Raw genomic sequence first — 13,743 nt, forward strand, 5'->3', positions numbered from 1 at the left:
AATTTTTTTGAATAAAGGAATATAGAAAGTGAAATCCATTTTTTATTTTATGCTGAGTGTATTTTTATTATTAGGTATTGGAACATATAATGTAGTCGCTGAGCCAACAGTAACGCAAAAAACTGCGCTTTCAAATTTGGTCATTGATATTAATAAGGCCATGAAAAATAGAGATTTTTCTATTATTTCTGCTCATATGCCTGATCGGCTTTATAGAGAAATGGCGCGCCGGTTAAACACAACAGAGGATAGTTTACGTAATAATTTTCTTGAGCAACTGCATGTTCAGTTTGAAAATTTGCCTACTGATGCTTATCATTTAGATGAAACAGAAATAGACTATAAGCAAATTAATAATGATATTTTTTATGCTTTGATTCCAACTGTGGTTGAGACAAAGGATCGTATCATAAAATATAAAACCTTAGCGATTTTTGATAATGATAAATGGTTTTTAGTTTATGGGGGACAGAAGACTATACAAAATACAATTTTTCTGGAGATTTATCCTGATTTTAAGGGAATGAATATGCCGAAGGAAACAGTAATAGAAAAATAAATAATTTTGCAAGGTACTTGCTTTTTATTTTAATCCGATGATATTGCCTATTAAAGCGTTTGTATTGATGAATTAGTTTTTTACACAAAGAGGTTTTGTACATCTTATTTGGGAGTAAGATTCCCATGTGTGGTGTCTGGCGGTTTATTTTATTTCAAGCATTGGTCCACTAAATTAAAATTAGGACTCTATTGTATGTTTTTTAATACTAAGATTTAGCTTGTAATTTATTGATAATTATCGAGCTAGGGAAAATTTTATTTTGAGTATAAGTAAAGAAAATGTTTTTGCAGAATTAGGTTTGTCCTCTCTTTTAGTTAAAAACCTGTTTATTGCTGGTATGCATAAACCTAAGCTTATTCAGGAGCGAGCTATCCCAGTAATATTAAAAGGGCATGATATTTTAGGGATTGCACAAACTGGTTCTGGAAAAACATTGGCATTCAGTTTACCCATTTTGAACCGAATTTTAACTTTAGGTGATAAGCGTCACCCTAAAACTGCGCGAGCCTTAATTTTGGTTCCTACGCGTGAACTTGCTGTTCAGATTGAAGAAGCAATTAGTGCTGTTGCAAAAGGAACCCATCTTTCAACTTGTTTGATTTTAGGGGGAATGTCGCGTTTGACACAAATTAGACGGATGGCAAAGGGTGTGGATATTTTGGTTGCAACACCTGGACGTTTAATAGATCTTATCCGTAGTAAATATGTTGATCTGTCTAAGTCTCGTTTTTTTATTCTAGATGAGGCTGATCGTATGTTAGATATGGGTTTTATTAATGATGTGCGACAAATTGCAAACTTTTTGCATAAGAAATGTCAAACGGCACTTTTTTCTGCGACAATGTCAAAAGAAGTTAATGTGCTTGCAGATAATTTACTTAAGAAGCCAGTAAAAATAGAAGTTGGTTCTCAAGGAACCACTGCTGCGGAGATTACTCAAGTGCTGTATTGTGTTTCTACAAGTGAAAAAAAGAGTGTTTTGAGTAAACTTTTAACAAATCCTGCTTTGGCTTCAGTTATTGTGTTTATACGTACTAAGCATGGGGCTGATTCTGTTGCGCGTAGTTTAGTAAAAACAGGATATTCTGTTGCGACAATCCATGGAAATAAATCACAAAATGCTCGGCAGCGTGCGTTAAAAGATTTTCGTGAAGGACTGGTAAGAGTTTTGGTTGCAACTGATATTGCTGCACGTGGTATTGATATTCCGGGAATCAGCCATGTTATTAATTATGATTTGCCAGATAATGCTGAAAGCTATGTGCATCGCATTGGTCGTACCGGACGAAATGGTGCATCTGGTGATGCTATTACACTTTTTGATGAAAAAATAGAGCAGGTACGTTTGTGGTCTATAGAGCGCTTGATTCGTATGAAATTAACACGAAAAGAGATTCCTTTGCAGTTTGCATCATTACCTGAGAAACTAGCTGAACCGAAAATTTACAAGCGAGAAGGTAGTAAAAAACATCATTTAAGAGGATTTAAAGATCGGAAAAAATCTTAAATAGCATCGATAAAATTGCACAATCAAAAAGTAAAAAAACTCGATGAAAACACAAAAAACCAAAATATGTGAGATCATTGCGTTTTAAAGTTGATGTAGTAAGCGAGACGAATACGCTACTATAGGTGTATTAATGTGAAATCAGCTTACTTTATATGTTATAGAGGCCTTTAAGTCCGATTATGCTTACTATTGGTGATGACAGTTTTCACTATTTTTTTATGATTTTAGTAAGAGCTTTTTATTTTAGGAAGAAGGTTAAACAGAAAAAATGAATAAAGAAACCTACTAAAGAGGGCACTAACACGATTGAAAATAGAAAATAAAATTAAAAGAAAAGTGATTCCGATGTGTATGCTGATCCTACTTAACGGATGTAGGATATAATGAATGTGATTTTTGTATCGGATAGTTCTTTATTCACCTAGAGCGAAAAGACTTTATTGTCATCAATTCAAGTTTAGCAAGACAAATCTTCAAGCATAATAAACAGGATGCTCATACGTGCAAGTTGGCAACATATCTAAAAGGTAAAATTACGAAGATTGCAGATTATAGTAGCTATAAAAAATTCAAAAGAAATACCGATTCGCAATGCATTTTAGAGAAAATATTAAATCCTATTCCCTCACATTACATTTATGAATCCCTCACTTTAAAAAATATGTGGAAAATCAATAAGTTATTTCAGTAAAAAAACAATCTGGCTCCCCGGGCCGGATTCGAACCAGCGACCAACCGGTTAACAGCCGGTTGCTCTACCACTGAGCTACCGGGGAACAGTGTATAATCACCTAATTTACAAAGCCTATAGCAAAGCAATATTGATTTGCAAAGAGAAAAATTACTTTAATTTTTTAAATCTTCAAATTACAATATGATATGAATGAATAAAAAGGTTAGAAAAAGTTTCTTTGCCTTGACGGATGCTTTGCCTTCCCTTATTGACGATCTTTACATTTTAATGAGGCCTCGTGGCAGAATGGTTACGCAGAGGACTGCAAATCCTTGTATCCCGGTTCGATTCCGGGCGAGGCCTCCAGTTAATTTGATTGATAATTCTCAAAATCTCAAATGAGTTGCTTTCGTATCTAGTAGAATACAGTGTACATTAAAATTGGCGAAATTGGGATCTTAATTATTGACTATAGCATGCTTTTTATCGCACCATTATTAGTAGCAGATATTCACATCTTAAAACTGTTGCTGCTTTTTTGGAGCTTTTATTGCGTATGGGAGAGAAATTTAGTGATGATCATAGATTTTTTAGAGCTTCGCCGTAAAATGGTTGATAATCAAATTCGTACAGTAGATGTGACAGATTTGTTGGTTCTCAAAGCGTTTTTAACAGTACCACGTGAAGATTTTGTTCCAGAAAATATTAGAAATTTAAGTTATCGTGATGCTGATATTGTTGTATTTCCAGCGCAGAGTAATTTGCCTGTACGTTATTTAATGAGACCTGCATCTTTAGCAAAATTATTACAATTGGCAACTATAAAATCATCGGATGTTGTTTTGGATATTGGTGCAAATAGCGGTTATTGTGCTGCATTGCTTTCAAAACTTGCGAAATCCGTTATTGCATTAGAAGGCAATAAGATGCTTGCAGAACAGGCTGCCAAAATTTTGGAGCGTAATCACTATAATAATGTAGCGGTTGTTCATGGGACCTTAGAGAAAGGATATCCTATTAAAGGACCTTATGATGTAATTTTTATTGAAGGTGCCGTCGATTTCATTCCTGATGGTATTTTTGATCAGATGCGAGAAGATGGACGTCTTGTTGTGGTTGAAGGACATGGCAATGCTGGTATTGCACGAATCTATGTAAGAAAAGAGAGTACTATTTCGGTCTGTCGTAGTTTTAATCTTTCTGTGAAACCCTTACCTGAATTTTTAAGGTTGCCTGATTTTGTATTTTAATGCTGATTTTTATAAATAGATATAAAGAATAGTATGATTAGTTTAGGATTTATGTTGTGTTTAAAATAAACAAGAAATTTCAAGTATGTTTGTTCCTGATTTTTTGCATTTTTATCTCTGAATTGGCTTATGCTGATACATTGATGGATGCTTTTGCTAAAGCTTATCTGCATAATGCTAAATTGAATAGTGAGCGTGCGGCTGTGCGCATATCAAAAGATGATGTGGTTGTTGCAGGTTCAGGTTTTTTTCCACAAATTGAAGGAATTGGGAGCTATGGTCGAAATAAAGCTGTTATAGCTCCTTATAGTACCTCTGGGTTTATAGGAATAAGGCTAAATCAAAGGTTATTTGATGGTTTTATTACGCAAAATACGTTTTTTTCAGCTAAATTAAAAATGCAAGCGCAGCATGAATATTTTCGTAATGCTGAGCAGAATATGTTTCTTGAAGTTGTGACAGCATACACTAATGTGTACAAAGCGCGTCGTATTGCTGATCTGCGTCGAAAAAATTTGATTGCCCTTGAAGAGCAAGTTCGTTCAGATAAAGCAAAACTTGAGGTAGGGGAAGGGGGGCGTATTGATTTTGCTCAAGCACAAGCAGCTCGTTCTGTTGCCGTTTCTGAGCTTAGTGTTGCTCATGCTAATGTAAAATCAGCGGAAGCAATTTATCGGCAAGTAATTGGTGCTGATCCTGAAAAATTAGAACGCCCATTGATGGCAAAAGAATTACCAATGAATCTTGATTCCGGTTATCAAATTAGTATCGCTATGCACCCCGCGATTCTTTATGCAAGATATTTAATTGATTCTAGTTTTTATAATGTCAAAGCAAAAGAAGGAGCATTGCTTCCTAAAGTTGATTTGTCTGCGACAACATCTTATAATCGGATTTATAGAGGGCCTGGAGAGGATGGAGTTTCTCAATCCGTAGGGCTTTCACTTAGTTTTCCAATTTTTGAAGGAGGACGTACATCTGCGCAGATTCGCCAGGCAAAGGAACAATTTAGGCAAGCCCATTTTCAGCTTGATTTAGCTCAAAGCAATGTAAAACAAGCACTTACTTCTGCTTGGTTTCAGTTAGAAGGTGCTCGTGCATCTGTTGCAGCTTATCGTGAGAGTGTTCGTGCTGCTGACATTGCTTTTAAAGGTCGTATTCAAGAAAATCGTGTAGGGCAGGCAACTACATTGGATGTTTTAAACTCTCAGACGCAGTTGATTAATGCTCAGATTGCGCTAATAGCAGCAGAATGTGATGTTGTTGTTGCAAGTTATAGTGTTCAATATTCTGTTGGTAAATTGACTGCAAGTTATTTGGGTTTGAAAACGATTAAATATGTTCACTGAAAATCGAGGATATAATTAGTGGTTTTTAAACACTAAAATAATTTTAATTTGCATAAATGGGTATATTATAAATTAATTATTGATATTGAAAATATTTTTTGCCTAAATTTGTATCATGTTGAAAAAAAGTTGTGTGTAGTATCATATTTCAGACAAAGAGATGTGTTGATTTTATCGTTCTTTTGCTACAGTAGATGGTAGTTTAGTTTGTTTTTGCGTTTCGAGAGGTTTTAAAGTATGGTACAGAGTTCAAATGCGTTACATGAGCCAAGTATGGATGAGATTTTGACATCTATCCGTGAAATAATTGAAGAAAATTCAGTTCAGTCTGATAATTTCTCAAGTGAATCTATTGCAGCAAATGCTTCTGCAAAGAGTTCAGTAACACCGTCAGAAGGTGTTTATGATGCGACTTTATCTGTTGATGATGCGATGAAGGCTTTAGCTGATCGTATTGGTTTTTCTGCCGAAGATAGAGTTTCTTCTTTAAAAAATGATACAAAATTGGAAAATAAGATGGATATGCAAGGGATGAGTCTTTCTTCTGAAGAACAAGATTCTGTTCATAAAGTAAAACAATATGATGAGACATTTGTATCACAGAAAAGAAATCCATCTTCTGATTGTGTAGAATTATCTGCGTATGTTGTTTCCTCTGCTGAAAAGGTTGCAAGAGATGTATTGCGTCCTGCTATAGCGGAGTGGTTGCAATGTCAATTGCCTATTTTACTTGAAAAAATCCTACGTGAAGAAATTGTCAAAACTGTTAAGAATTTATCTTAAGAGCTTTTAAATTCGTTATATAATCTGCTATTTAATTTGGTTGTTAGAGTTCGAACATGGTTTTATAAAGCTATTTAGATAAATAGTGTTTTGCATGTGGTGTAGCTAGTTTTTTGACCATAAATTGTTTTTTCAGCGGTATTATGAATTAAGTGGATAAGATGCTAGAAAAAAACTACAATGCTGCTTCTGTGGAGCCACGAATTGCAAAAGAATGGGAAAAGTGTGGAGCTTTTAAAACAAAGGTCGATTTAGAGCCAGACGCAGAATCTTTTTGCGTTATGTTGCCACCGCCGAATGTCACAGGCTCACTTCATATGGGGCATGCATTAAATACGACAATTCAGGATATTATAGTGCGTTTTCAACGGATGCAAGGCAAAAATGTGCTGTGGCAACCGGGTATGGATCATGCAGGGATTGCAACGCAAATGGTTGTTGAGCGCCAACTTGCAGAATGTCAAGAGCCAGCGCGTCAAGAAATGGGAAGAGAAAAATTTATTGAACGCGTTTGGAAATGGCGTCATGAAGCCGGAGGAATTATTACTAATCAACTCAAACGTCTTGGCGTTTCGTGCGATTGGTCACGTGAGCGATTCACAATGGATGAGGGTTTATCTCAGGCTGTTCGTGAAGTTTTTGTTACGCTTTACAAGCAAGGGTTGATATATAAGGACAAGCGTTTAGTCAATTGGGATCCAAAATTGTTGACGGCTATTTCGGATCTTGAAGTTGAACTGAAAGAAGTCAAAGGTTATTTGTGGTATTTTAGGTATCCACTTGAGGGAAAAGTTTTTGATCCGAATGATTCTACAACTTTTATAACAGTTGCAACAACACGCCCTGAAACAATGCTAGGAGATACGGGTGTTGCGGTTAATTCTGAAGATGATCGTTATAAAGGTCTCATAGGAAAAAATGCTATCTTACCACTTGTTGGTCGCAAATTGTTAATTGTTGGTGATTCTTATGCCAATCCTGATGAGGGGAGTGGGGCTGTAAAAATCACACCAGCGCATGATTTTAATGATTTTGAAGTAGGACAGCGGCACAATTTAGGCTTAATTAATATTTTGACGCAAAAGGCTGAGATTTTTTTGCGTGATAATGAGGCATTTTTTGATGGTTTAGTCTTATCTGATGAATTGAAGGCGTTGGTGGAGCATTTAGATAAAGTTGATCGTTTTGTTGCACGAAATCGAATTGTTTCTTTGATGGAAGAAAGAGGCTATTGTGTAACTTTTAATGATCACCCTCATGTTGTTCCTCACGGTGATCGCAGTGGAGTACCCATTGAACCACTTTTAACAGATCAGTGGTATGTCAATGCTGCGGAATTAGCAAAGCCAGCGATAGAAGCTGTTCGCCAAGGGAAAACGAAATTTATTCCAGCTAGTTGGGAAAAAACTTATTTTAATTGGATGCAGAATATTCAGCCTTGGTGTATTTCTCGTCAATTATGGTGGGGACATCAGATACCTGCTTGGTATGGTCCTGATGGTATGATTTTTGTTGAAAAAAATGAAAGAGAGGCTTTAGATTCTGCTTCGTCTTATTACGGTAAAACAGTTCAATTAACACGTGACCAGGATGTTTTAGATACTTGGTTTTCATCTGCTCTTTGGCCTTTCTCAACGTTAGGTTGGCCTGATAAAACAATTGAGTTAACAACTTTTTATCCAACATCTTTATCGGTTACTGGATTTGATATTATCTTTTTCTGGGTTGCTCGTATGATGATGATGGGTATGCACTTTATGGGAGAAGTACCTTTCCCAACTGTTTATGTACATGCTCTCGTGCGGGATCAGTATGGCGCAAAGATGTCAAAATCCAAAGGAAATATTGTTGATCCGTTAGAACTCATTGATCAATATGGTGCAGATGCGCTACGCTTTACTTTAGCTATTATGGCGGCGCAAGGTCGTGATGTAAAGCTTGATCCCTCACGTGTTGCAGGCTATCGTAATTTTGTTACGAAATTGTGGAATGCCACTCGATTTGCTGAAATGAATGGTGTTAGGCATGATTTATCTTTCAAACCAGAAAAAACGAAACTTACGATTAACCGTTGGATTTTAACAGAATTATCCAAAACTGTTTCGGTAGTTACTAAGGGTATTGAAAACTATAAATTTAATGATGCTGCTCACGCACTTTATCGTTTCATTTGGAATGCATTATGCGATTGGTATCTTGAACTTCTTAAACCTGTATTTCAAGGTTCAAATGAAGATTCTAAAAAGGAAGCACAAGCATGTACAGCTTGGGTCCTTGATGAAGTTTATAAACTTCTCCATCCTTTTATGCCTCATGTAACAGAGGAGTTATGGTCTCTTACGGCAATGCAAGATATGAAGCGTGAGAATATGTTAGCATTAATGCAATGGCCACAAGTAACATTTAAAGATGAAGAAGCTGCAAATGATATTAGTTGGATTATTGATGTAGTTAGTGGTATTCGTTCTGTGCGTGCTGAAATGAATGTTCCAGTAAGTGCACTGGCACCTCTCGTAATTTTAGAAGGAGGGCAAGTAATTCAAGAGCGTGTACACCGTTATGAGACTATTCTTAAAAGATTAGCACGTATTGGAGAGATTCATTTTTCTGATCAGTCTCCTGCCATGTCAGCCCAAATAATTTTAGGAGAGGCAACTTTTTGTTTACCATTGGGACAGTTGATTAATTTAGATGCTGAACGCGCTCGTTTGAAAAAGGATATGGATAAAATTGAACGAGATATTGAGAAGATATTAATTAAATTAAATAATCCAAAATTTATAGCAAATGCAAAACAGGAAATTATTGAGATTGAACGTAAAAGAATTACAGAGCTATATGATGCAAAAAAGAAAGTATCTGTTGCTTTAGAACGGCTGATTTAATTCAGATTTTATATTTATTTTTGAAGGTTAAAAAAATATTTGAGATGGTATTTTGGGTGATTTATGCATGTACGTCGGTTGCTCAATTTATGATTAAGTGAGGCTTCATAAATTAGTAAATATCTAGATACTGTTTAGGCAAAAATTAATAGGAAAAGAAAATTTTATATAAGAAGTATGGTAATTTCGATATGTAATTGAAAAAAGAAGTTTTTTACTCAGACTATTTTGGGAAATATAATATTTGAGGAAAGAAACCGTATAGAATAATATTGATTGAGATTTATTAAATAATCAATGCGTAAAATCGATATTGATCTTTTCTATTTAAGAATTCACTTTTTTACTTTTAGGTAAAATTAAATATAATACACAACAGCATTAAGAATTGTTGATTTTATTGAAAAACAACAATTCTTAAGGACATGCAATTAAAATTTAGGTTATATATAATCTGAATTACAATGTAATGATTAATAATGAAGGATTTTCGATAAAAATTCTTGAGTTCTTGGCATTCTAGCTTGTGGGTTGGAAAAAAAGTCTTCAGACGAACAGTCTTCGAGTATCATTCCTTGATCCATAAAAATTATACGCTTTGATACTTTTTGAGCGAAGTTCATTTCGTGAGTAACACAAATCATTGTCATGCCTTCTTCTGCTAAGCCTATCATGACATCTAATACTTCGCCTACCATTTCTGGATCTAAAGCAGAAGTTGGTTCATCAAAGAGCATGACAAGTGGGTCCATAGTTAAAGAGCGTGCAATAGCAACCCGTTGCTGTTGCCCTCCGGAAAGTTGACCAGGGTATTTATCTTTGTGTTCGGTGAGTCCAACGCGTTCAAGATATAATAAGCCACGCTCAAGCGCTTCTTTTTTACTGCGTTTTAAAACTTTAATTTGTGCAATAGTTAAATTTTCCGTTACGGATAAATGTGGGAAAAGCTCAAAGTGTTGAAATACCATTCCTACGTGGCTACGCAATTTGGATAAATTGGTTTTTTTTGAATGAACTGGTATACCATTAATCCAAATTTCACCTTTTTGAAAAGGTACTAGAGCATTAATGGTTTTTATGAGGGTTGATTTACCTGATCCTGACGGTCCACAAACTACAACTACTTCTCCTTTATCGATATTGGTTGTACAGTTTTTAAGAATGTTAACTTCGCCATACCAGTTAGAAACATTTTTTATTTCGATCATATGAGTAGACATTATTTTCTCCCCTGTTAGCGAATAATGGATATTTTTTTCTGCAAGAATGAAACTATTTGCGATAATGTAAAACAGATCACAAAATAGAAAATTGCTGCTAAAACATAAGCTTCTTGTTTTACACCGAAATTGTTAGAAACAATATCAAATCCATTCAAAAGGCTATTGCCACTGATTGCATAGACAAGTGTTGTGTCCTGAAACAGGATAATGATTTGTGTTAAAAAGACTGGTAGCATATTTCTGAAGGCTTGGGGAAGAATCACAATGCTCATATTTTGCCAATATGTCATTCCGAGAGCTTGACCTGCATGTTTTTGTCCTTGCGAAATTGAAAGTATACCAGCGCGCATAATTTCAGCAAAATAAGCAGCTTCAAATGCGGTAAAAGTAATTAATGCTGATTTATTGGCACCGATTGATGTACCTATTATAAAAGGCAAAAGAACAAAAAACCATAAAATAACCATTACAAGCGGTATTGATCGCATGGCAGTAATGTAAATTGTAGCAATTGTAGAAAGCAGTTTAAAGGAAGAAAGACGCATCATTGCCAATAATATGCCAAAGATGAGACCAAATACGGTTGTGAAAATCGTTAGAAAAACGCTAAAAAGCAAGCCTGATAAAATATAAGAATAGAATATATCGAAAGTAAAAAACGAAAAATCAAATTCTGAGAAATTAAAAGGAGAATAGGTATTTATAAATTCTACTATCATATTTAACATCCCTCTGTTTGAAAAGAGGGAATTCTAATCATTCTCTCAATTATTGTCATAAGGACAAATATGACAAGGGATATGATAATATAAAGGATTGTAACAAGTAGATAGTTTTCATAAACATGACTTACTTCTTCAATTGTTTGATATTGAAATTGCATTAGTTCATTAATAGAAACAGCGAACGCTATAGATGAATTTTTTACAATGCCCATTGCTTCTGAAGTGAGTGGTGGCATGATTGTGCGAATAGCACGTGGTAATATGATGTAACGATAACTCTGATAAGTATTAAATCCCATGGCCATTGCAGCATAACGCTGTCCAGAAGGAATAGATTCAATACCAGAGCGAACTTGTTCTGCGATACGCGCAGATGTAAAAAAACCTAAAGCACAGATTATTAATAAAATGGGTGAAAAATTTATTGCAGGTGGATAAATTTTAGGCACGACAAAATACCATAGAAACACTTGAACAAGTAAAGGAATATTACGCATAATTTCTACCCAAAAAGTACCAATAGCACGTAAAAAATTATTAATGATGGAAGTTTTAGGCAAGGTACGTATCATTCCTATAATAACGCCCACAAATATAGCCAGTATCAATGAATAGATAGATAATATGGCCGTATTTTTAAAACCATCGAGGAGTGTATCCAAATAGGTATGACTTATGCCAGGAGTTCCGAGACATCCGGCTACCAGTGTATGATTAAGATCATCTGTGCAAAGGAACGAAAAGTCCATTAATTGATTTTCCTCAAGTTAATCAGCTGCTAAATAGAGAGAATAAATCAGCTATATTGATATAGACTAAGTGTATTGAAAAATTCAGAATATGACTATACCTAATTTGTAAGGAGTATGGTTATTCTCTTGTAATGATTTTATAGATTATTTTCTATATAAGCTTCCCGTGGTTTATTATTTGGGTGCTCCCAAGCATATTGAGTTTCTTTAGACAGAGGAAGATTGACGATAGTATTTGTAGGGGGAATTGGTTCCATAAACCATTTATTATAAAGTTTCGCGAGTGATTCATCATTAATTTGGCGTACGATACTATCATTAATGACTTGTTCAAAGTTTTTGTCATTTAAGCGGAGCATACAAGCGATAGGTTCAACGGAAAGTGTAGTGTCAAGAATTACATAATCAGATGGATTTTTTGATTTAGCGATATTTGCAGAGAGAATCGATATATCCATGACAAATGCATCAGCTCGACCAGATTCTAGTAATAAGAAACTCTCCCCGTGGTCTTTACCGTTCACAACTTGAAAATGAATGTTTTTTTGACGTTTATTTTTACGGATGAGCTGCACAGCTGTTGTGCCAGTAGTTGTTGCGACTTTTTTACCATTTAAATCATCAATAGATTTAATGCCAGAATTTTTCTTTACAGCGATTCTAACCGTTTCAACATAGGTTGTGTATGCAAAGGCAGCTTCTTTATTGCGAGCAGAATCATTTGTTGTCGATCCACATTCAAAATCATAAGTACCATTTTTCAGTAGAGGGATTCGATTTTGTGATGTAATGGGAAGATAATTAATTTTAATTGGTTGACCAATTTTTTTTGAGATATCATTAATGATATGTTCTGCCATTTCAGTATGGAAGCCTGTATATTTACCATTGCCAAGCGCATAGGCTAGACCTGATGATTCGCGAACACCTAAAGTGATTTCTCCTGTTCTTTTAATTTTCTCAAGTGTATCATTTGTAGCGTGAGCAATGCTTGTTAACCCCATAAAAATTGCTGCAATAAATATTAAAAATGATTTTCTCATTATTTCCTCCATTTTTATAATATTCTTTATTCTTGTTACTGTATTCAGGATATATTTCAGTATGTGATGTAGCATATTTATTATTTTAGGTGGGATTTTTTTTTATATATCCCATTATATCTTAATTAATCACAGTTGAGCTCGACCCAAACGGGAATGTGGTCTGACGGTTTTTGGTATCCTCTTACCTCTGTTTGGCTATATGCACAAATCAGCTGATCTGCAGCCTCTGGTGATAATAATAAATGGTCAATGCGTATACCGTTATTTTTTTTCCATGCATTAGCTTGAAAATCCCAAAAACTAAATGATGGGATGTCTGTTACATTTCGGATAGCATCATAAAAACCTAAATGAGTAATACACTGAAATATTTCTCTTATTTGTGGAAGGAATAAAGCATCATTATTCCATTCTTGCGGATTTTTTGCATCTAATGAGGTCGGAATAACATTATAATCACCGGCAAGGATTAAAGGTTCTTCATATGCAAGTAATGATTTTGCATGTGTGTACAATCTTTTCATCCATTCTATTTTATAAAAGTATTTCTCACTATTGATGGGATTGCCATTTGGAAGATAGAGGGAAGCAACACGAATGCTTCCTTTATTTGTTGAATAAACAGCTTCAATATAACGTGCTTGCTTATCATTATGATCACCTGGTAATCGACGAGTAATTTCATCAGGTATTTTTTTAGAAAGAATTGCAACGCCATTAAAGCTTTTTTGTCCATGCGTTTCTACATGATAGCCTAAATCTTCAATTGTATTACGCGGAAAATTCTCATCAATACTTTTAATTTCTTGTAAGCAAACTACATCAGGTTGATTCTGTTGTAGCCATTTACATAATGTTTCATGTCTCGCTTTTATACCGGCTATATTCCATGTTGCTATTTTCATGCTATTAATTTTAAGTATCAGATCTGTAATTAGCAAGTTGTTCTATTAGATATTATGCAATTACCCCCAATGTATTGGAG

11 protein-coding genes and 2 tRNA genes are annotated in these 13,743 nt (G+C 34.8%); 7 read left to right on the top strand and 6 right to left on the bottom strand.

What is annotated here, in order from left to right:
• Positions 1-28: 28 nt before the first annotated feature.
• Positions 29-559 carry a hypothetical protein gene (locus tag ACJTDF_RS01940; RefSeq protein ID WP_407965911.1) on the top strand — a complete coding sequence of 177 codons (531 nt, stop codon included), beginning with the start codon at positions 29-31 and terminating at the stop codon, positions 557-559.
• A 262-nt stretch (positions 560-821) separates the two neighbouring features.
• Positions 822-2,069: a DEAD/DEAH box helicase gene (locus ACJTDF_RS01945; RefSeq protein ID WP_407965912.1), complete on the top strand. Its 1,248-nt coding sequence runs from the start codon at positions 822-824 to the stop codon at positions 2,067-2,069.
• A 704-nt stretch (positions 2,070-2,773) separates the two neighbouring features.
• Here the strand turns inward: ACJTDF_RS01945 and ACJTDF_RS01950 are convergent.
• Positions 2,774-2,848 (bottom strand) — tRNA-Asn (locus ACJTDF_RS01950).
• Positions 2,849-3,037: 189 nt separating this feature from the next.
• On the opposite strand from ACJTDF_RS01950, the gene ACJTDF_RS01955 reads away from it, so the two are divergent.
• The 5 genes from ACJTDF_RS01955 to ACJTDF_RS01975 all read left to right on the top strand — a co-directional run bounded on the left by ACJTDF_RS01955 (position 3,038) and on the right by ACJTDF_RS01975 (position 9,012).
• A tRNA-Cys gene (locus tag ACJTDF_RS01955) sits at positions 3,038-3,111 on the top strand.
• A gap of 209 nt (positions 3,112-3,320) precedes the next feature.
• The gene (locus ACJTDF_RS01960) at positions 3,321-3,995 is read left to right on the top strand and encodes a protein-L-isoaspartate O-methyltransferase family protein (protein WP_407966196.1); all 675 of its coding nucleotides are present in this window, start codon (positions 3,321-3,323) and stop codon (positions 3,993-3,995) included.
• Between the two features lie 56 nt (positions 3,996-4,051).
• Complete coding sequence (locus ACJTDF_RS01965) at positions 4,052-5,344, top strand: TolC family outer membrane protein (RefSeq protein WP_407965913.1); 1,293 nt, start codon at positions 4,052-4,054, stop codon at positions 5,342-5,344.
• Positions 5,345-5,581: 237 nt separating this feature from the next.
• A complete protein-coding gene (locus ACJTDF_RS01970; protein ID WP_407965914.1) occupies positions 5,582-6,127 on the top strand; it encodes a DUF2497 domain-containing protein in 546 nt (181 codons plus the stop codon).
• A 161-nt stretch (positions 6,128-6,288) separates the two neighbouring features.
• Complete coding sequence (locus tag ACJTDF_RS01975) at positions 6,289-9,012, top strand: valine--tRNA ligase (RefSeq protein ID WP_407965915.1); 2,724 nt, start codon at positions 6,289-6,291, stop codon at positions 9,010-9,012.
• A gap of 473 nt (positions 9,013-9,485) precedes the next feature.
• Here the strand turns inward: ACJTDF_RS01975 and ACJTDF_RS01980 are convergent, their stop codons facing one another.
• From ACJTDF_RS01980 to xth, 5 genes are all read right to left on the bottom strand, one after another.
• Entirely contained in the window at positions 9,486-10,232 is a 747-nt protein-coding gene (locus tag ACJTDF_RS01980; protein ID WP_407965916.1) for an amino acid ABC transporter ATP-binding protein, read from the bottom strand.
• A gap of 14 nt (positions 10,233-10,246) precedes the next feature.
• A complete protein-coding gene (locus ACJTDF_RS01985) occupies positions 10,247-10,954 on the bottom strand; it encodes an amino acid ABC transporter permease (protein WP_407965917.1) in 708 nt (235 codons plus the stop codon).
• 2 nt (positions 10,955-10,956) lie between these two features.
• Positions 10,957-11,709: an amino acid ABC transporter permease gene (locus ACJTDF_RS01990; protein WP_407965918.1), complete on the bottom strand. Its 753-nt coding sequence runs from the start codon at positions 11,707-11,709 to the stop codon at positions 10,957-10,959.
• 140 nt (positions 11,710-11,849) lie between these two features.
• A complete protein-coding gene (locus ACJTDF_RS01995; protein WP_407965919.1) occupies positions 11,850-12,755 on the bottom strand; it encodes a transporter substrate-binding domain-containing protein in 906 nt (301 codons plus the stop codon).
• 125 nt (positions 12,756-12,880) lie between these two features.
• Positions 12,881-13,663, bottom strand: coding sequence for an exodeoxyribonuclease III (xth, locus tag ACJTDF_RS02000; RefSeq protein WP_407965920.1), 783 nt, complete (start codon positions 13,661-13,663; stop codon positions 12,881-12,883).
• Positions 13,664-13,743: the final 80 nt, after the last annotated feature.

This window comes from Bartonella bennetti, from assembly GCF_045945445.1.
Classification (GTDB): domain Bacteria; phylum Pseudomonadota; class Alphaproteobacteria; order Rhizobiales; family Rhizobiaceae; genus Bartonella.

Bases quoted from the DNA above. Each gene is read 5' to 3' on its own strand.
- ACJTDF_RS01960 (WP_407966196.1), top strand. From the start codon at position 3,321: ATGATCATAGATTTTTTAGAGCTTCGCCGTAAAATGGTTGATAATCAA.
- ACJTDF_RS01970 (WP_407965914.1), top strand. From the start codon at position 5,582: ATGGTACAGAGTTCAAATGCGTTACATGAGCCAAGTATGGATGAGATT.
- ACJTDF_RS01975 (WP_407965915.1), top strand. From the start codon at position 6,289: ATGCTAGAAAAAAACTACAATGCTGCTTCTGTGGAGCCACGAATTGCA.
- ACJTDF_RS01980 (WP_407965916.1), bottom strand. From the start codon at position 10,232: ATGTCTACTCATATGATCGAAATAAAAAATGTTTCTAACTGGTATGGC.
- ACJTDF_RS01985 (WP_407965917.1), bottom strand. From the start codon at position 10,954: ATGATAGTAGAATTTATAAATACCTATTCTCCTTTTAATTTCTCAGAA.
- ACJTDF_RS01990 (WP_407965918.1), bottom strand. From the start codon at position 11,709: ATGGACTTTTCGTTCCTTTGCACAGATGATCTTAATCATACACTGGTA.
- ACJTDF_RS01995 (WP_407965919.1), bottom strand. From the start codon at position 12,755: ATGAGAAAATCATTTTTAATATTTATTGCAGCAATTTTTATGGGGTTA.
- xth (WP_407965920.1), bottom strand. From the start codon at position 13,663: ATGAAAATAGCAACATGGAATATAGCCGGTATAAAAGCGAGACATGAA.